The 17,235-nt window shown below is 65.6% G+C and carries 14 protein-coding genes; 3 read left to right on the plus strand and 11 right to left on the minus strand.

The window, feature by feature from the left end; genetic code table 11:
- Positions 1-321: 321 nt before the first annotated feature.
- The 8 genes from ACFV4R_RS04635 to ACFV4R_RS04670 form a co-directional block, all read right to left on the minus strand.
- Positions 322-720, minus strand: coding sequence for a YtxH domain-containing protein (locus ACFV4R_RS04635; protein ID WP_377201252.1), 399 nt, complete (start codon positions 718-720; stop codon positions 322-324).
- Between the two features lie 123 nt (positions 721-843).
- The gene (locus ACFV4R_RS04640; RefSeq protein ID WP_015935712.1) at positions 844-1,110 is read right to left on the minus strand and encodes a GlsB/YeaQ/YmgE family stress response membrane protein; all 267 of its coding nucleotides are present in this window, start codon (positions 1,108-1,110) and stop codon (positions 844-846) included.
- Between the two features lie 131 nt (positions 1,111-1,241).
- Entirely contained in the window at positions 1,242-2,075 is an 834-nt protein-coding gene (locus ACFV4R_RS04645; RefSeq protein ID WP_377201253.1) for an aldo/keto reductase, read from the minus strand.
- Between the two features lie 59 nt (positions 2,076-2,134).
- Positions 2,135-4,690 (minus strand): rhamnogalacturonan lyase, encoded by a 2,556-nt coding sequence (locus ACFV4R_RS04650; protein WP_377201254.1) that lies wholly within the window; start codon positions 4,688-4,690, stop codon positions 2,135-2,137.
- Between the two features lie 129 nt (positions 4,691-4,819).
- Positions 4,820-5,836, minus strand: a complete 1,017-nt coding sequence (locus ACFV4R_RS04655) for a LacI family DNA-binding transcriptional regulator (RefSeq protein ID WP_377201255.1) — start codon at positions 5,834-5,836, stop codon at positions 4,820-4,822.
- Positions 5,837-5,855: 19 nt separating this feature from the next.
- Positions 5,856-6,707 carry a carbohydrate ABC transporter permease gene (locus ACFV4R_RS04660; RefSeq protein WP_377201256.1) on the minus strand — a complete coding sequence of 284 codons (852 nt, stop codon included), beginning with the start codon at positions 6,705-6,707 and terminating at the stop codon, positions 5,856-5,858.
- A 2-nt stretch (positions 6,708-6,709) separates the two neighbouring features.
- The gene (locus tag ACFV4R_RS04665; protein WP_377201257.1) at positions 6,710-7,690 is read right to left on the minus strand and encodes a carbohydrate ABC transporter permease; all 981 of its coding nucleotides are present in this window, start codon (positions 7,688-7,690) and stop codon (positions 6,710-6,712) included.
- Between the two features lie 67 nt (positions 7,691-7,757).
- Complete coding sequence (locus ACFV4R_RS04670; protein ID WP_377201258.1) at positions 7,758-9,080, minus strand: ABC transporter substrate-binding protein; 1,323 nt, start codon at positions 9,078-9,080, stop codon at positions 7,758-7,760.
- 225 nt (positions 9,081-9,305) lie between these two features.
- On the opposite strand from ACFV4R_RS04670, the gene ACFV4R_RS04675 reads away from it, so the two are divergent.
- Both ACFV4R_RS04675 and ACFV4R_RS04680 read left to right on the plus strand, forming a co-directional pair.
- Complete coding sequence (locus ACFV4R_RS04675) at positions 9,306-11,351, plus strand: beta-galactosidase (RefSeq protein WP_377201259.1); 2,046 nt, start codon at positions 9,306-9,308, stop codon at positions 11,349-11,351.
- Positions 11,352-11,431: 80 nt separating this feature from the next.
- Entirely contained in the window at positions 11,432-13,123 is a 1,692-nt protein-coding gene (locus ACFV4R_RS04680; protein WP_377201260.1) for an arabinogalactan endo-beta-1,4-galactanase, read from the plus strand.
- Positions 13,124-13,235: 112 nt separating this feature from the next.
- Here ACFV4R_RS04680 and ACFV4R_RS04685 read toward each other — a convergent pair whose 3' ends face one another.
- From ACFV4R_RS04685 to ACFV4R_RS04695, 3 genes are read right to left on the minus strand one after another with little or no spacing between them, the layout of a single operon-like run.
- Positions 13,236-14,234 (minus strand): SDR family oxidoreductase, encoded by a 999-nt coding sequence (locus ACFV4R_RS04685; RefSeq protein WP_377201261.1) that lies wholly within the window; start codon positions 14,232-14,234, stop codon positions 13,236-13,238.
- Between the two features lie 35 nt (positions 14,235-14,269).
- The gene (locus ACFV4R_RS04690; RefSeq protein ID WP_377201262.1) at positions 14,270-15,241 is read right to left on the minus strand and encodes an aldo/keto reductase; all 972 of its coding nucleotides are present in this window, start codon (positions 15,239-15,241) and stop codon (positions 14,270-14,272) included.
- 13 nt (positions 15,242-15,254) lie between these two features.
- Positions 15,255-16,076: an aldo/keto reductase gene (locus ACFV4R_RS04695; RefSeq protein ID WP_377201263.1), complete on the minus strand. Its 822-nt coding sequence runs from the start codon at positions 16,074-16,076 to the stop codon at positions 15,255-15,257.
- A 199-nt stretch (positions 16,077-16,275) separates the two neighbouring features.
- Between ACFV4R_RS04695 and ACFV4R_RS04700 the strand changes: the two genes are divergently transcribed.
- The gene (locus ACFV4R_RS04700) at positions 16,276-17,175 is read left to right on the plus strand and encodes a helix-turn-helix domain-containing protein (protein WP_377201264.1); all 900 of its coding nucleotides are present in this window, start codon (positions 16,276-16,278) and stop codon (positions 17,173-17,175) included.
- Positions 17,176-17,235: the final 60 nt, after the last annotated feature.

Here is a 17,235-nt window from a genome sequence, read left to right on the forward strand (position 1 = left end):
CCTGAGGAGTCGGGTAACGACGCCGCTGTGAATGCGGATTCCGTTGCCCCTGAGCATGCAGAAGACGTGGATAGCCTCCAGCCGGGACGGCGTGTGCCGGGGATCAACGGTTACGACCCGAACCAATGGCCCGACGCCAGGTCTTAGCGCCTGGTTGGTCTTAGGCCCGCCAGCGCATGGGCAGCGCTTAAACACGCTGCCGGCCGGCGCGTCCCCCAAGGATCGCGACGGCCGGCAAGGCGAATCAGTTGTAGCACACGGGAAGCAGGAGCCCCATGTCAATCGGGGTTTCACCCCGGGGCGGCTGCCGCCGCGGAGCGGCTAACTCTTGGAGTTGCCCTCGCTGGTGGTGCCGAGGTTCGTGGTTTCCGGATGGGTGCTGTGGGCCGGAATGTGGTCTCCGCCGAGCCCGCCCAAATCACCGGCGGAAGGTGAAGTATCGGCGCTGGATGGCGCGGACTTCCCGGAGGAGTCATCGCGGTGCATTGCCGAACCCAGCACAGTTCCGGCGCGCCGGGCTGCTTCTGTCAGCTGGTCGGCTACGTCCGGGGCTTTCTCTTTGATGGCCTCGGTAGCAACTGCCACTTTGTCCTGAACGGGTTTGCTGTCCCAGACGCCGGCCGCCCGGGCCTTCAGCTTGTCGTATGCGGCGCGTCCCGACCTTGATCCAAGGACGTAACCGACGGCAACTCCAACACCCAAAAGAAGCTTGTTTTTCATTGTGAACTCCTGCTCAGAAAGAAGGTTTCCAGGTCTGGCCCGGCTGCAACGCCGTGGCCGGGAATGTGAAAACCGGCCTGGGGATGTGATCCCCAGGCCGGTTTCCTGGCTGTGGGCGCTGCGTTAGCGGCGCGCACCGCGCTTAGTGACCATGCCGTAGATCGCAAGGACGATCAGCGATCCGAGGATCGCCAGCAGCCAGGTCTGCAGCGAGAAGAACTCCTGCAGTCCGCCGCCGAACAGCGCGCCGCCGATCCATCCGCCAAGGAGGGCACCTACGACGCCCAGCACCATGGTGATGATCCAGCCGCCGCCCTGGCGTCCCGGAAGGATCGCCTTTGCAATCGCACCGGCAATAAGTCCGAGAATCAGAAATGCAATGAAACCCATTTTTCGCTCCTCTTCCTAAGTAAGGACGCCCCCGGATTCCGGAGGCAATTCATCCTCTGCCCTAATAGTAATCATGCTTACTATCGATTTGCCAACCCCGGAGAGGAGGAAAGTGGCTGCTCAGGCCTGCCTCAGTGCCCGGTTACGTCCGAATCGTTTCCGGCGCCGGGGCCCTCGTCGAGGATAGCCAATTCCGCGAGATCCTGCGGATCCAGGACGAAATCGAAGACATCCATGTTCTCACGCATCCGGTCCGGATTGGCGGTCTTCGGAATCGTTACCAATCCGTTTTGTACGTGCCAACGCAGCACCACCTGGCCCGGCGTCTTGCCGTGTTTCTCGGCCAACCGGCCCAGGACCGGTGCGCCCAGGATGCCGGCCCCGGAACCACCCAAGGGGCTGTAGGACTCGGTGGCAATGCCATGTTTTGCATGGAATTCCCGTGCGGCCATTCGCGTCACAGCAGGGGTCAGCTGGACTTGGTTGACGGCGGGAACAACATCCGTTACAGCCATCAACCGCTCCAGGTGCGCGGGCTTGAAGTTGGACACGCCGATGGAGCGCACCTTTCCCTCTGCCTGAAGGCGCTCGAATGTTTTCCAGGTGGAGATGAACTCATCCCGGCCGGGCAAGGGCCAGTGGATCAGCAGCAGGTCCACATAGTCGAGGCCAAGCCGCTGCAGCGACCCCTCCAGCCCGTCCACAGCCCTGTCATTCCCCTGGAACTCGCCATCCAATTTGGTGGTGATGAAGAGTTCGCCGCGATCAGCGCCGCAGGCCTTAATGCCATTGCCCACGCCGCGCTCGTTGCCGTACTTCACTGCCGTATCGATGTGCCGGTAGCCGGCTTCTACGGCATGGACGACGGCGGCCGCCGCCTGGTCGTCGTCCAGCGGCCACGTGCCAAGACCGATCTGGGGAATCGAGTATCCGTCGTTGAGTGCGATTACCGGTGCAAGTGTCATATCAACAGTCTGCCGTTACCCGGCGGTCCTTTCCCTGAGGGGCGTCATGCGGCTAAGCCCTATTTCTCGAAAGCGCGGAGGACGTTGCCTGCGTTGTGGTTCAGCACCGCCCTGGCCGTGTCGGACACCTTGTCCGGGTTCTTCTGCTGGGCCAGGAACTTCACGAAGCGCTGGATGGCCTGCCCTGCCTTGGCGGCGTCGCGGTCCTCCACGGCCTTCTGTGCCTGCTGGGCAGCAGCGGTGAGCTGGCTGGCCACGGGGCCAGCAATCCCACCCGATTCCACCAGGTCCTCCACCGCATTCTGCAGTGCCTTCACACTGCCCGGAAGCCACGCGGCGCGCAGCGGGACGTTGCCGAACTTCATGTCGGAGGCGAGGTAGAAGTCGGTGTAGGACGGCTGGTTGTACGTGGTGTTCTGGCGGGCCACTTCGGCACGGTACTGGGGATCGTGCATCAGGGTGTAGAGCTTGTGGTCCGTCACTTCGGTGCTCAGGTAAATCCGCAATGCGGAGCTGTCGGCGGTGCGGACCACCAGTTCTTCGCGCCAGTCGCCCAAAATGTCCGCCACCAGGCTGGGGGTGCCCTTGGTGCCGTTGTTGGTGCGTGTGCCGTCCGCGGTCAGCAGGCGGCCCCGCGTCCAGTCGTCGATGGTGGGGGTCTGGTCGCCGGAGCCGTTGACGACCTGGGTCGTCATGTTAGCTGCCCACCTGATGCTCATGTTGGTGCCGGGGCTTGTGCTTGAAAGCTTGCGGCCGTCGGCGGACTGCATGCCGATCGCCCAGTTCTCCAGGCCCGGGACGGAAGGATCGACGTCGCCGATCATGCCGCGTCCCGTGTCCTTGCCGGAGTAGGCGCCAAACAGCACCTCACCGGTCGCGGCGTCGCGCATGGCGTAACCGTAGGGCGCGTAAGTAGCGCCCTCGTGGACGGTGAAGATCTCCTTGCCGGGGCGGTTGGGGTCGATGTCCGCCACGTGCATGGCGTCGCCGTGGCCCAGGCGTGCTTCCTCGCCCGGTGCGGCACTGCCGGCCGGCAGGGTGTCGAACGAGCTGTACAACAGCGAGCCGTCGTCGTCGAGCGTTGCCGAACCGTAGACGATCTCCTGCTTGCCGTCGCCATCAACGTCGGCGGCGCTTAGGGAGTGGAAGCCCTGGGTGGTGAGCTTGCCGTAGGTCGGATCCGTGCCATCGCGGCCGTGGGGGGAGTCGTTGAACGGGTTGGTCATGGGAGTCCAGCCCGAGTCCACGGTCCACACTGGGGAGAGGTTGGCGCCGTCCCAGGTGTAGGTGGCCAGGGTGGTGCGGGTGTAGTAGCCGCGGGCGAACACTGCAGCGGGCTTCTTCCCGTCCAGGTAGGCGACGCCGGCGAGGAACCGGTCCACGCGGTTGCCGGGTTCGATGCGGGCCATGGCGTAGTCGCCCCACATCATGCCGTCGTCGGTCCGGCCAGGCTGGTAGGCGACGGTCTTCAGTTCCTTGCCCGTGGCACCTTCGAAGACGGTCAGGTATTCAGGGCCGGACACGATGAATCCTTCGAACGCGCGAAGGTTGTTCCGGGCGCTGCGGGAGGGGGCGTAGACGTCCATGAAGTAGTCGGTCAGTGCCTCGGCATCGGCCTGGGACAGCGGGTATTTGTACTTCGGCGCGATACCGAAGGCTTCTTCGAGGGTGGCCGGCCAGTTCCCGGCCTTGACTTCGGGGTGCTCCGTCCAGCCCTGGAAGGTCTTCACCATGTGCTGGTAGTAGTCCGCCGCGCTCATCCGGTAGTCGTCGCTGTTTGAGTACCCGGCATTGATATCGGACCGGAGCATGGTGATGAACGATTCCGCGGCCACGCTGCCGTCCGCGTTGTAGTTGGTGGACTTGGTACCCGGCGCTGTCTTCATCATCAGCTCGGCCCGGCCGTCGCCGTCGAAATCGTTGACCAGCATCTGCGTGTAGTGGGCCCCGGAGCGGATGTTGACGCCCAGATCGATCCGGCTAAGGAGCGTGCCGTCGGCCTTGTAGGTGTCCACGTAGGTGTTGCCGGTGTAGCCCACCTGCGAGACGTCTTTGGAGTTGTTCGGGTCCCACTTGACGACGAACTCGTACTGGCCATCGCCGTCCACATCGCCCACGGAGGTGTCGTTGGCCGAGTAGGTGTAGGCCTGGCCGGTGGGCGTGGCGCCGTCGGCCGGCTTCTTCAGCGGAATGTCCTTGAAGTTGCCGCCCCAGGAGGTGGCGGTGGCGCTTTCGTCCAGTTCAACGCCGCCGACGACGGCCCGCACCTGGTACTTCGACGCGGCGGTCCCGGCGGGGTCCTGGTAGTTGGTGCTGTCCGTGACGGTCGCCAGCTTCTGCCCGTCCCGGTAGACGTTGAAGTCCGTGCCGGTGAGGCCGGTTGCGGAGGACCCCGTTGCCTCGTTGCCGAGCAGGCGCCAGCTGAGAAACACGCCTTCGGACGTCCCCGCAGCCACCAGGCCGCGGTCCAGGTGGTCGAGCTGGATTCCCGGATTGCCGGGCTTGGAGGGGGAGGGCCCGACGGCGGCAGCAGGGGCTGCTAGGCAGCCGACGGTAAGTGCCAGGCCGAGAGTGGCGACCGACAGGAGGCGTGCGGGTGCCTTGGAGGGATTCATCAGTGAATCCTTTCAATTTTGAGTTGGGAAAACGCTTCCCCAGCAATCTAGACGGCGGGGTGGGGCAAAACAAGCCTTGTCTTTTGAACCCGCTGCAGGGTATTTAGAACGTTGTAGAAATCCGGGCCATCAGGCCGACTCCCGTACCACCAGTTCAGTGGGAATGGTGATGGCAGCATGGTTCTTCCCGGCGATGACGTCCAGCAGCAACCGCACCATTTCCTCGCTGATCCGGTCGAATGGCTGCCGCACCGTGGTCAGCGCCGGCGTGGCGGCGGATGCGGCCGATATGTCGTCGAACCCGACTACCGCAACGTCTTCAGGAACCCGCCGGCCGGCGTCGTGCAAGACCTCCAGGGCGCCGAGGGCCATCAGGTCGTTGGCGGCGAAGACGGCGTCCACGTCGGGGACCCGGGCGAGGAGTTCACGCATGGCCCTGGCACCGCTCTCGCGGCTGTAGTCACCCGGGGCCACCAGCGCCTCATCCAAGGCCTCGCCCTGATGCGCCCGGTAGGCTTCCAGCCGCCGGATGCCGCCGGAGGTGTCCTGCGGGCCTGTGATGGTGGCGATCCGCTTCCGGCCGCCGTTGTCCAGGTACTCCAGCAACTCCAGGGCGCCCTGGTAGTCGTCGGCTGCCACGTAGCCCATCTTCTTTTCGAAGCCCAGGGGAACGCCACAGGCGATGGCAGGTACGCCGGCGGCGATGATGTCGGCGATGACGCCCTTCCTGCTGCCATGCGAGGAGACCAGCAGGACTCCGTCCACATGGCCGGCGGTAAGGAAATCGGTGGCCCGGCGCTGCTCGTCGTCCGTGCCGGCCATGATCAGCACCAGGGGGATGTCGTGCACGGCCAGGGCGTCGGCAGCGCCCCGCATCAGGACGGCGAAGTTGGGGTCGGCGAACAGGCGGTCGTGCGTTTCGGTGAGCAGGAAGGCCACCGAGTTGGCCTTGTTCGTGGCCAGGTTCCGGGCGTGGGGGTTGACACGGTAACCGGTCTTTTTGATGGCGGCGTTGACGGCGGCCAACGCGGGCGGGCTGACCCAGTGCCCGCCGTTGAGCACCCGCGAAACTGTCCCTCGCGAGACGCCTGCCTCCCTGGCCACATCGTCAATCTTGGGCCGGGGCCGGCCTTGCGGTTGCATCATGATCCGAGCCTATCCAGCCCTAGGCCTTTACGGCGCCGGCGGCGAGGTCAACGCGCCAGTAACGCTGCAGGAACAGGAACATGATGACCAGCGGCACGATGGACAGCAGGGCTCCGGCCAGCACCAGCGTGTACAGCGCCGGGGCGGTGGCGCCCTGGTTGAGCAGCCCGTTCAGGCCCACTGTCAACGGGAACAGCTTGTCATCGCCCAGCATGATGTACGGCAGCATGAAGTTGTTCCAGATGGCCACGAACTGGAACAGGAAGATGGTTACCAAACCGGGGAGCATCATGGGCAACGCGATGCGGTTGAAGATGTACATGTCCTTGGCGCCCTCCGTCCGGGCAGCCTCGATCACGTCCCCGGGAACCGACGCCGCGGCGTAGATGCGGGCCAGGTAGATCCCGTAGGGGCTGATGATCTGCGGCAGGAGAACGGACCAGTACGTGTTGGTCAGGCCCAGCTGGGCCAGCATCAGGTACTGCGGGATGGCCAGGATGACGCCCGGAACCAGCACGCCCATGAGGAGGACCTTGAACACGCCGTTCTTGCCGGGAAAGTCGTATTTGGCCAGGACATAGCCGGAGAGGGCGGACACCCAGGTGGAGAGCAGGGCTCCCACGCCGGCGTAGAGGGCGGTGTTGAGCATCCACCGCCAGAACACGCCGTCGCGGTAGGCGGTCAGTTCCACGATGTTGTTCCACAGGTGGACACTGGGCGCAAAGGTAAAGGTGGAGAAGAGCTCATCGCTGCTCTTGCTGGCCGCGGCCACCACCCAGATGACCGGGAACAGGCAGTACAGCGCCCCAAGGATCAGGATGCCGGTGGAAAGGAAGCTCGGCTTCTCGCGGATCTCAGTGGGAGTGGACACGGTCAGTTCTCCTGTCCGAAGGCCCGCTTCTGCACAATGCGCAGGAAGAGGAAGGAAATGGCGAAGGTGGCGAGGGCGATGATGATGCTGGTTGCGGCCGCGGAGTAAATGTCATTGCGGGTGAAGGCGTCCCGGTAGACGAGCATCAGCGGGGACCAGCTCGTGGAGAGGCTGTTTGCCAGCGGGCGGAGCGTGGTGGGTTCCGCGAAGACCTGCAGGGTGGCGATCATGGAAAACAGGGCCGTCATGACCACGGAGGGGGCAATGATGGGGATCTTGATGCGGAGTGCGGTCTGGATCTCCGACGCGCCATCCAGTTTGGCAGCCTCGTAGATTTCCTGGGGCACGGCCTTGAGTGAGGTGTACATGACGATCATGTTGAAGCCAACGCCGCCCCACAGGGCGATGTTGGCGATGGCAAAGGTGATCAGGTCCGGGTTCAGCAGCGACGGCAGGGCGATTCCCAGCCTGTCTGCCACGAAGTGGAAGGGGCTGACTCCGGGCAGGTACAGGAAGCCCCAGAGCAGCGAGCTGATCACGGCCGGCACGGCGTAGGGCAGGAAGATGGCGGTGCGGGAGAAGTTGCCGGCACGGGTGCGCCGCGAGTCCAGGAGGAGTGCGAAGAGAAGGGCGAAGCCGAGCATCAACGGAATCAGGATGGCGCCGTAGGTGAGGACACGGAGGACGCTGGCGGTGAACTCGGGGTCGGTCAGGGAGCGCATGTAGTTGTCGAACCCGGCAAACACTGTGCTTTGTGCGCCCTTGCCGAGCCCCAGCCCGCTGACCTTCTTCTGTTGGAAGCTCAACACCAGGGTGTAGATGATCGGCGCCGCCATGAACACCACGAACAGGACAATACCAGGCGCCAGCATGGCGTACGGGGTCAGGGCACGCTGCCTGAAGCTCCGGGCCTTCCGGGGAGTCCCGGGCCCGGCAGTTGCGGTCTTCTCCGCTTTGGTTGGCGCAGTCGCTGTCGCTGCCATGGTGCACTTCCTTGGTGGGGTGGTGGGGAACCGGGAGGGTGCCGCGGCACCCTCCCGGCAGGCGGGACTACTTGACTGTGAAACCGGTCTTCTTCAGGTCGTCAACGGTGACCTGCTGCATGCCGGCCACGGCGTCCAGGAACGCACTCTTGGTTTTGGCCTGGGCAGCCTTGGCGAACTGATCGTTGTAAGCGTTGTAGGCCACGTTGACGTTGGGGCCGTAGCTGAACGATGTGACGCTCTGCGCAGCTTCGCCCACCACATCGTAGAAGTCGGGCTGGTTGCTGAAGAATTCAGGCGCCTTGGTCAGGGCCGTCTTGGCACCCTCGGTGTCCGCCGGGTAGATGCCGGCCACGTCCACCAGGGCCTTGACTGCCTCGGGATCGGTGTTCAGCCACGAAGCGAACTTGGAAGCTGCGGCGACGTTTTTGGACTGCGAGGTCACGGCGGTGGAGGAGCCGCCCCAGTTGCCGGTGGCGGGCTTGGCGGAATCCCACTGCGGCATGGGGGCCACCTTCCACTTGCCGGCCGTTCCGCCGGCATTGCCGGAGAGCACGCCGGGGGCCCAGGCAGCGCTGAGCCAGCCTACCTGCTTGCCGTTATTCAGTGCGGCGTTCCATTCGGGGGTGTACATGGGCTTGTTGTCGATGATGCCCTGCTCCACCAGTCCTCCCCAGTAACCGGCCACCTTCTCAGTGGGGTCCTCGGCGATCTTGACGCTCCACGCGTCACCATCAATGGCCCACCATGACGCGCCGGCCTGCTGGGCCATGCCCGTGAACCAGCCGGCGTCGTTGGAGGAGAACGTGCCCAGGTAGGCCTCCGGGTCAGCATCGTGCACCTTCTTGGCCGCCGCCGCATACTCTTCCCAGGTGGTGGGGACGGCGAGGCCAAGGCGCTCGAAAATGTCCGCACGGTAGTAGAACGCCATGGGGCCCGTGTCCTGTGGAACGGCATAGAGGGCGTCGCCACCAAGGGTGACGGAATTCCAGACGGCCTCGGGGAACGTTTCCTTGGTGTCCTTGGCTTCGGTTCCCGAGAGGTCCGCCAGCGCGTCCGCCGCCACCAGGGTGGGGATCTTCTGGTACTCCGCCTGGATCAGGTCCGGCGCGCCGGAGCCGGCGTTGACGGCCGTCAGCAGTTTGGTGATGGCGGGATCGCCGCCATCCTGCTTGTTGACCGTGACGTGGATGTTGGGGTTTTTCTCATTCCAGATATCCACCACCTTGTCCAGGTTCGGGGCCCATGCCCAGTAGGTCAGTTCCACCTTCTGGTTGGGATCGGTGTTCTGTTCCACGGCGTTGGTGCCTGATCCTGTGGAACATCCTGCGGTGAGCAGGGCCGCTGCGGCCATCATTGCCACTGCGCCTGCACGAAATGAGCTGCGCATTCCGTCCTCCTTGTCGAAAAAGCTGGCTGTGTAAGAGCTGGTGGGACCCCGGTGCGGGATCCGTGGTGCTGCGGCGGAGGCGGACACACTGCGTCAACCAAGTCCTGTGAGCGGTTCCAGTAATTCATACAGTTGTGATCTATGTCAACAGAATATTGCCTGTATCACTTCAACTAAGAGCTGTGATACTACTGGGAGCGCACACAGTTCTAAGGAGATCACCCGATGACAGACGTCCTGCAGGCCCCAGCACCCGGACTCGCGCCGGCGCCGTGGGTCCAGCGCCCGGCGGGCCTTTGCTACGGCGGGGACTACAACCCTGAGCAGTGGCCCCGCGAGGTGTGGGTGGAGGACATCGCCCTGATGCGCGAAGCCGGCATCAACCTGGTCAGCGTTGGGATCTTCTCCTGGGTCCTGCTGGAACCGCGGGAAGGGGAGTACGACTTCGAGTGGCTGGACCACCTTGTGGACCTGCTCACCGATGCCGGCATCAGCATCGACCTGGGCACACCCACCGCAGCCCCGCCGGCCTGGTTCTGGAAAAAGTACCCCCAGGCCCATCCCGTGACCCGGGACGGACTCACACTGGGTCACGGTTCCCGCGGAATGGCCGCGCCCAGCTCGCCGGACTACCGCCGGGCTGCGGTGAACATCACCGAACAGCTGGCGCGGCGCTATGGTTCCCACCCCGGCGTCGTCCTCTGGCATGTCCACAACGAGTACGGCGCCCCCGTCAGCGAGTCCTACGACGACGCCTCCGTGGCGGCGTTCCGGACCTGGCTGCAGGCCCGCTACGGCAGCCTGGACGCCCTGAACGCGGCCTGGGGCACCCTCTTCTGGGGCCAGAAGTACAACGCCTGGGACGAGATCGACGCCCCGCGGATCTCCGCGAGCGTCAGCAACCAGGGGCAGCGGCTGGACTTCGCCCGGTTCACCTCCAACGCCATGCTGGAGTGCTTCATCGCGGAACGCGACGTCATCCGCCGCTACGCCCCCAATACCCCGGTGACCACCAATTTCATGGCCACCAACTGCCTGTCCCCGGACTATTGGGCCTGGAGCCGGGAGGTGGACATCGTGGCCAACGACCACTACCTCGTGGCGCAGCGGACGGACAACCACATCCTCCTGTCCATGGACGCAGACCTCACCCGCTCGCTGGCCGGGAACAAGCCGTGGATGCTGATGGAGCACTCCACCAGCGCCGTGAACTGGCAGGGCCGCAACATCGCCAAGCGTCCGGGTGAGCTGGCCCGCAACAGCCTGGCCCACGTGGCCCGCGGTGCCGACGCCGTGATGTTCTTCCAGTTCCGCGCCTCCCGCTTCGGGGCGGAAAAGTTCCACTCGGCCATGCTTCCGCACGCTGGAACGGGCACCCGGATCTGGCGGGAAGTCCTGGACCTGGGCGACGACCTGCAGAAACTCACGGCCGTGAAGGGCTCCACCGTCACCGCCAAAGTGGCCATTCTGTGGGACGTTGAATCCTTCTGGGCCCAGGACCTGGAATGGCGGCCCAGCAACGAGCTGACCCACCGGGAGCGGATCGAGGCCTACTACTCCGTGCTGTGGAACCGTGGCGTAGCCGTGGACTTCGCCCACCCGGAATCGGATCTTTCCGGCTACGACCTGGTGCTGGCCCCGGCCCTGTACCTTGTGGGCGAACCTGCAGCGGCGAACCTGCGCAACTATGTCCGGGGCGGCGGGCACCTGATGGTGTCCTACTTCTCGGGCATCGTGGACGCCACGGACACCGTTCCCCCGGGAGCTTCGCCGGGACCGCTGCGCGACCTGCTGGGGTTGGAAATCCACGAATTCCTGCCCCTGCGTGAACACCAGGCAGTCCAGCTCAGCGCCGGAGGCGGGACCGGCACCATCTGGTCCGAGGAAATCCACCCCACCACCGCCGACGTCGTGGCCCGTTACCAGGACGGACCGGCGGCGCCGGGACCGGCCATCACCCGCAACGCCTTCGGCAGCGGCACGGCGTGGTACGTCTCGACGGACCTGGACGACGGCGGCCTGGCTGCCATCCTGGCGGAGGCGCTGGCCCACGCCGGGCAGTCCGTGGGCGACGGGCACCCGTCAGGCCTGGAGGTTTCCGTGCGCAGCAACGGCGCAGAGCGCTTCACGTTCCTGATCAACCACACCGAGGCTGACGCGTCATTCGCAGTCTCGGGAATGGACATGGTTTCCGGTGAAAGGGTGGACGGCGTCGCCGCCATTCCGGCCGGAACCGTGCGGGTCATCCGCACCCCTGAAGGATCCAGCTAGCCCTACAGACCGCCGGCCGGGGCCGCCGAGGCCCCGGCCGGTTTCCACGCCCAAGGTTCAACGTCAAGGAGGACGCCCCAGTGATAATTCCCCGCACGACGCGCACTGCCCGCAAACGGCAGCCTGGCCGCCTACAACTTTCCGGCCGCTCGTTGCCCTCCGGCCGGGCCCTGGCCGCCGTCACCGCGCTGGCCCTGGCAGGAACGTTGCTGGCTGCCGGTCCTGCCGCTGCGGCCCCGGGCAAGCCCCCTGGCGCTGGACCGGCTTCCGTAGCCAATTCGGGCTTCGAAGCGGGAACCACGGGCTGGTCCGTTTCCGGGCCGGCCGGCGCGGCCACGGTGGAGTCCGGGGGAGCCGACTCGGCGCACCGGCTCACCCACTACCTGGCCTCGGACAACACGGTGACCACCTCGCAGACCGTCACGGGCCTGAAGAAGGGGTGGTGGACCTTCCGCGCCTCGATCAAGTCCGGCGGCCCGGTGGATTCCTCCCGCCTGGTCCTCTCCGGATGCGGCAGCGACGGTTCCACCGTCCTGCCCTCCACGGAAACCGATAATCAGTGGCTGACCCTCGCCGTCAGCGCCAACGTGGCGGGCAAATGCACCCTCTCGCTCACAACCACGGGCGCCGGGGCATGGGCCAGCATGGACAACGTGACTTTCACCGAAGGCCGGGTGGAGCGGACCTTCCGCGGCGCCGACCTGTCCAACGTTCCCAAGAACGAGGACCACGGCGCCGTGTACGCCACGGCGGACGGTACCCGGATAGACCCGGTGGAGGCTTTTGCCGATGCCGGCGCCAACCTGGTCCGCCTGAAGGTCTGGGTCAATCCGGCCGATGGCTACAACACCCGGCAGCAGGTGGTGGATATGGCCAAGCGCGCCCAGGCCCAGGGCATGAAGGTGCTGGTGGACTTCCACTACTCCGACCGCTGGACCGATCCAGGGGCGCAGGGCGTTCCGGCGGCCTGGAAGGGCATGTCCGTGGCAGCCATGGCCGACGCCGTGTACGCACACACCAAGGACCTCATGGCTGCGCTGAAGGCCGCCGGGATCACGCCGTATGCCGCGCAGGTGGGCAACGAAATCAACCCCGGCATGCTCTGGCCGCTGGGCCAGACCTGGGACGTTGATCCTGCGGACGGTGTGGATGGCGCCCAGTGGGACAACCTCGCCGCCTTCCTCAAAGCCGGAACCCGTGCCGTCCAGGACGTCAGCCCGGACACCAGGACCGTGCTCCACCTGACCAACATCAACAACGGCATCGGCGGGCTGACCTGGTGGTTCGATGAAGCCACCAAGCGCGGCGTGCCCATGGACTTCATCGGACTGTCCTACTACGGGTACTGGCACGGCACCCTGGCAGACCTGCAGAACGCTGTAACCACACTCTCCCAGCGGTACGGCAAGGACGTGCTGGTGGTGGAAACCTCGTACCCGTTCACCCTTGAGGACAACCCCAACGCCCCGTGGGAAAACGTGATCGCCAACGGGTCCCAGCTCGTCAAGGGCTACCCGGCAACACCGGCGGGCCAGGCCGCCAATTTCCGGGCGGTCCAGGACGTGGTGGCATCCGCTCCAGGCGGACGCGGCATCGGCGCCGTCTACTGGGAGCCCGCCTGGACGTCGGTTCCAGGCAACGGCTGGGATCCGGCCGACCCCGCGTCAGGCAATGCCTGGGAAAACCAGGCAGTCTTCGACTTTGCCGGCCGCGCGCTGCCGGCGCTTGATGCGTTCGCCGCGGACGACGCCGGCACCTGGCACCGGAAGTAGGCCATCCGCGCCATGGGGCGCGGCAGGAAAAATGACGCCGACGGCGGGAGCCCACCTCCCGCCGTCGGCGTCCTGCTCTTTCCTGCGTGTTCCTGTTTGCCCCGCCGGGACGCTAGTTCACGCCGCCCGCGGCCCATTTGGTGAGGGTGTCGCTGAGGTCCATGTAGGGCTGGTCCACCTGCTGCAGCTCCGGGTTGGCGTCGTACCACTGGACGATTTCCCGGGCACCGTCGGCGAACGGAATGGTGGCGGTGTACTCCGGGACCAGGGACTTGATCTTGGTGTTGTCGAACACCACCGAGTGCGACCTGTCGCCCAGCAGGTTGGGCCCGAGCTCCGGACTGTGGGCCGCAATGGTTTCCGAGGCCACATGCACCAGTTCCGGCTCAGCCACCCCGGCAGCCCGGGCGAACAGACGGTAGATCTGGTTCCACGGCAGGTACTCGTCAGAGGTGATGGTGTAGCTTTCACCCACCGCCTGCGGCCTGCCGAGCAGTCCCACGAAGGCCTTGGCAAAGTCCCTGCTGTGCGTCAGCGTCCACAGCGAGGTGCCGTCGCCGTGGACCATCACGGGGAGGCCGGCGCGCATGCGGTGGATGTACGTCCAGCCGCCCACCATGGCGATTTTGGTCCGGTCGTAGGTGTGGGAGGGTCGCACCACGGTGAGCGGGAAATCCTCGTCGCGGTAGGCGCGGAACAGCAGTTCCTCGCAAGCAATCTTGTCCCGGGAGTATTGCCAGAACGGGTTCTTCAGCGGCGTGGATTCCAGGATGGGCAACCGGGTGGGTGGTTTCTGGTACGCCGACGCTGAACTGATGAACACGTACTGCCCGGTCCGGCTGCGGAACAGCTCGAGCCCGGCCTGCGCCTGGTCCGGGGTGTACGAGATGAAGTCCGCAACGGCGTCGAACTCCCTCCCGCCCAGCACCTCGCGCACCGACGCCGGGTCCCGGACGTCCGCATGCAGGACCTCCGCGCCGTCCGGGATCGGCCGGGTGGACCGGCCCCGGTTCAGGATGGTGAGCCGGTGGCCCAGCGCGACGGCGTGTTCAGCGGCCGCCGCGCTGATGACTCCGGTGCCGCCGATGAAGAGGATGCTTCTCGGCGCCACCGTCCCAGCGGCTGTCCCGGAAACTGACGGCGGGTTTACCACGCGTAGTCTTCCGGAGCGGTCTTGTGCCCCGGGAAGATGTGGTCCAGCCGCTTGAGCGCGTCCTCATCGAGGGTGACATCCAGGGCGCGGATGGCGGCGTCCAGCTGTTCCTGCGTCCTGGGCCCCACGATCGGTGCCGTGACGGCGGGCTGGTGCAGCAGCCAGGCCAGTGCGACGTCCCCGGGTTCGTGCCCCAGGTCATCGGCAAGGTCCTCGTACTGGCGGATCTGGTCCTCGTGCTTCTTCAGGGTTTCCAGGGCCCGTCCCTCGGTGCGCCGGACGCCGTCGCGTTCCTTCTTCAGCACGCCGCCCAGCAGCCCGCCCTGCAGCGGCGACCACGGGATGAGCCCCAGGCCGTACTGCTGCGCCGCCGGGATGACCTCAAGCTCCAGTTCACGGCGGAACAGGTTATAGATGGACTGCTCGCTGACCAGGCCGGTGTAGTTGCGCCGGTGCGCTGCCTCCTGGGCCTGGGCGATGTGCCAGCCGGCAAAGTTGCTGCTGCCCGAATACAGGATCTTGCCCTGCTGGACCGCCACTTCGATGGCCTGCCAGATCTCGTCCCACGGGGTGTTCCTGTCGATGTGGTGGAACTGGTAGACGTCGATGTAGTCGGTCTGGAGCCTCTTGAGGCTGGCGTCCAGGGCACGCCGGATGTTCAGTGCGGAGAGCTTGGACTCGTTGGGCCGGTCCGTCATGGTGCCGTAGAGCTTGGTGGCCAGCACCGTGTGTTCGCGGCGCTCGCCGCCCTTGGCGAACCAGCGTCCGATGATTTCTTCGGTCCAGCCGCGGTGGCCGGCACCGCCATATACGTTGGCGGTGTCGAAGAAGTTGATGCCGTTCTCCCGCGCGGAGTCCATGATGCCGTGCGCGTCGGCTTCCTCGGTCTGGGGGCCGAAGTTCATGGTGCCAAGGCAAAGGCGGGAGACCTGCAGGCCTGAGCGGCCAAGATGGGTGTACTGCATAAGAAGGTCCTTTCTACATCTGGGTAAAGGAGGCGACGGCGGGATCGGAGCCGATGCGGGCACCGGACTCCAGCGCGGTGATGGCTGCCAGTTCGTCGTCGGAAAGGGTGAGGGAGGACGCAGCGAAGTTCTCGCGCATCCGGCCGGGGTCAACTGACTTGGGGATCACGATGTTTCCGGAGGCGAGGTGCCAGGCGAGCACCACCTGTGCCGTGGTGGCTCCATGGGCGTCGGCGATGGCCGTGACGGCGTTGCCGTTCAGGTCGCCGCCCTGCCCCAGCGGGCTGTAGGCCTCCACCTCGATGCCGAGGCTCCGGCACTTGGCCGCAAGGTGGGCCTGCTGGTAGCTGGGGTGCAGTTCGATCTGGTTCACGGCCGGGACGATTTCCGACGATTCCAGCAGGGTGTCCAGGTGGTCGGCGAGGAAGTTGGAGACGCCGATGGCCCGGATCTGCTTGTTGTCGTAGAGCCGTTCCAGTTCCTTCCAGGCCTGGACAAAAAGTCCCTGCGACGGGACCGGCCAGTGGATGAGGTAGAGGTCGACGAAGTCCAGTCCCAGCGCCTTGCGGCTGTTCTGGAACGCCTCCTGGGCCTTGCCCTGCTCGCCGTTCCGGAGCTTGGTGGTGACGAAGATGTCCTCGCGCGCGATGCCCGTCGCCGCTATGGCGGCGCCGACGCCGGCCTCGTTGCGGTATCCGGCAGCGGTATCGATGTGCCGGTATCCCGCCTCGAAGGCGTCCTCAACGATCCGCTGGGTATCTTCCGGCGGGACCTGGAAAACGCCGAGGCCAAGCTGGGGGATGGTGACGCCGTTGTTCAGTGTCAGCTCTGACATGGTGCTCCTTGGATGATGCTGGTGCTGGGATCGGTGCCGTTGGCTCGACAGGGAGAAAGCGGTTTCCGCTGGCTCAGTATTGAGCCTATGCACTTTTGGCCGCCACGTCAGCAAGTAACCGTGATCCTGTTTTTCCTAGGACTGGCAGTCCTACCTTCGGTGTAGGAGGAGTGCCGGACGGACGGGCAGAATGGTCAGCATGGGTCAAAGTGCCGAGTTCGGAAAATTCCTCAAAGCCATGCGGTCGCGCCTGACACCCGAGGACGCCGGTGCCGGGCCCACCACGGGCGCCCGCCGAGTGCCCGGGCTGCGGCGCGAGGAAGTAGCCCGCCTGGCCGGCGTCAGCACGGACTACTACGTAAGGCTCGAACAGGGCCGCAACATCCATCCTTCCCGGACCGTCCTTGACGCCGTGTCGCGGGCTTTGCGGCTGGACAGCAGCGAGCATGCGCACATGATGGATTTGCTGGAGAATTGCGCCGCCAACCCGCGTACCGCCGGCGCGGCAGCCCAGGGAGTGCGGCCGGGGCTGCGGCAGTTGCTCGAGGCCGTGGGTGATGTGCCTGCCCTGCTGCTGGGCCGCCGCAGCGACGTCCTCGCCGGGAACAGGATGGCGTACCTGCTGTTCGCCGACTTTCCCTCGCTGCCCGCGGCGGAGCGGAACCTCACCCGCTGGCTCATCCTCGATCCGGCGGCCAGGGAGCTGTTCCGCGACTGGAAGACGCTGGCGGCCGAGGCTGCCGGGTCGCTGCGGCTCGATGTGGGCCGCCACCCGAACGATCCCCAGGCCAACCAGCTGGTGGGGGAGCTGGCGGTGAACAGCGAACAGTTCCGGCAGTGGTGGGCCGGGCACCGGGTTGCCAGCCGGTCTGCGGGGATAGTGCGCCTGCACCACCCCACCGTGGGGGACCTCGAACTGAACTTTGAAAGCCTCGCCCTCCCGGACGACCCCGACCAGGTGCTGAGGGTGTATTCAGCGAAACCGGGCTCGCCGTCGTCGGACGCGTTGGCCCTGCTGGGGAGCCTGGGCGCGGGCGAGGCGCTGCCCGAGCGGGAGCGGGTAGGCGAGGTTCCGCCGTCCGGCGCCGCAGAGCCCTAGAAGCCTTGTACGTTTGGCCAGACAGGATTGCATTGTTTGGCCAGAGATCCATTTTGGCGG

Origin of the sequence: Pseudarthrobacter sp. NPDC059871, assembly GCF_042731175.1 — a bacterium.
Classification (GTDB): Bacteria; Actinomycetota; Actinomycetes; order Actinomycetales; family Micrococcaceae; genus Arthrobacter.

Bases quoted from the DNA above. Each gene is read 5' to 3' on its own strand.
- ACFV4R_RS04695 (WP_377201263.1), bottom strand. From the start codon at position 16,076: ATGTCAGAGCTGACACTGAACAACGGCGTCACCATCCCCCAGCTTGGC.
- ACFV4R_RS04700 (WP_377201264.1), top strand. From the start codon at position 16,276: ATGGGTCAAAGTGCCGAGTTCGGAAAATTCCTCAAAGCCATGCGGTCG.
- ACFV4R_RS04655 (WP_377201255.1), bottom strand. From the start codon at position 5,836: ATGATGCAACCGCAAGGCCGGCCCCGGCCCAAGATTGACGATGTGGCC.
- ACFV4R_RS04640 (WP_015935712.1), bottom strand. From the start codon at position 1,110: ATGGGTTTCATTGCATTTCTGATTCTCGGACTTATTGCCGGTGCGATT.
- ACFV4R_RS04635 (WP_377201252.1), bottom strand. From the start codon at position 720: ATGAAAAACAAGCTTCTTTTGGGTGTTGGAGTTGCCGTCGGTTACGTC.
- ACFV4R_RS04665 (WP_377201257.1), bottom strand. From the start codon at position 7,690: ATGGCAGCGACAGCGACTGCGCCAACCAAAGCGGAGAAGACCGCAACT.
- ACFV4R_RS04645 (WP_377201253.1), bottom strand. From the start codon at position 2,075: ATGACACTTGCACCGGTAATCGCACTCAACGACGGATACTCGATTCCC.
- ACFV4R_RS04650 (WP_377201254.1), bottom strand. From the start codon at position 4,690: ATGAATCCCTCCAAGGCACCCGCACGCCTCCTGTCGGTCGCCACTCTC.
- ACFV4R_RS04670 (WP_377201258.1), bottom strand. From the start codon at position 9,080: ATGCGCAGCTCATTTCGTGCAGGCGCAGTGGCAATGATGGCCGCAGCG.
- ACFV4R_RS04690 (WP_377201262.1), bottom strand. From the start codon at position 15,241: ATGCAGTACACCCATCTTGGCCGCTCAGGCCTGCAGGTCTCCCGCCTT.
- ACFV4R_RS04675 (WP_377201259.1), top strand. From the start codon at position 9,306: ATGACAGACGTCCTGCAGGCCCCAGCACCCGGACTCGCGCCGGCGCCG.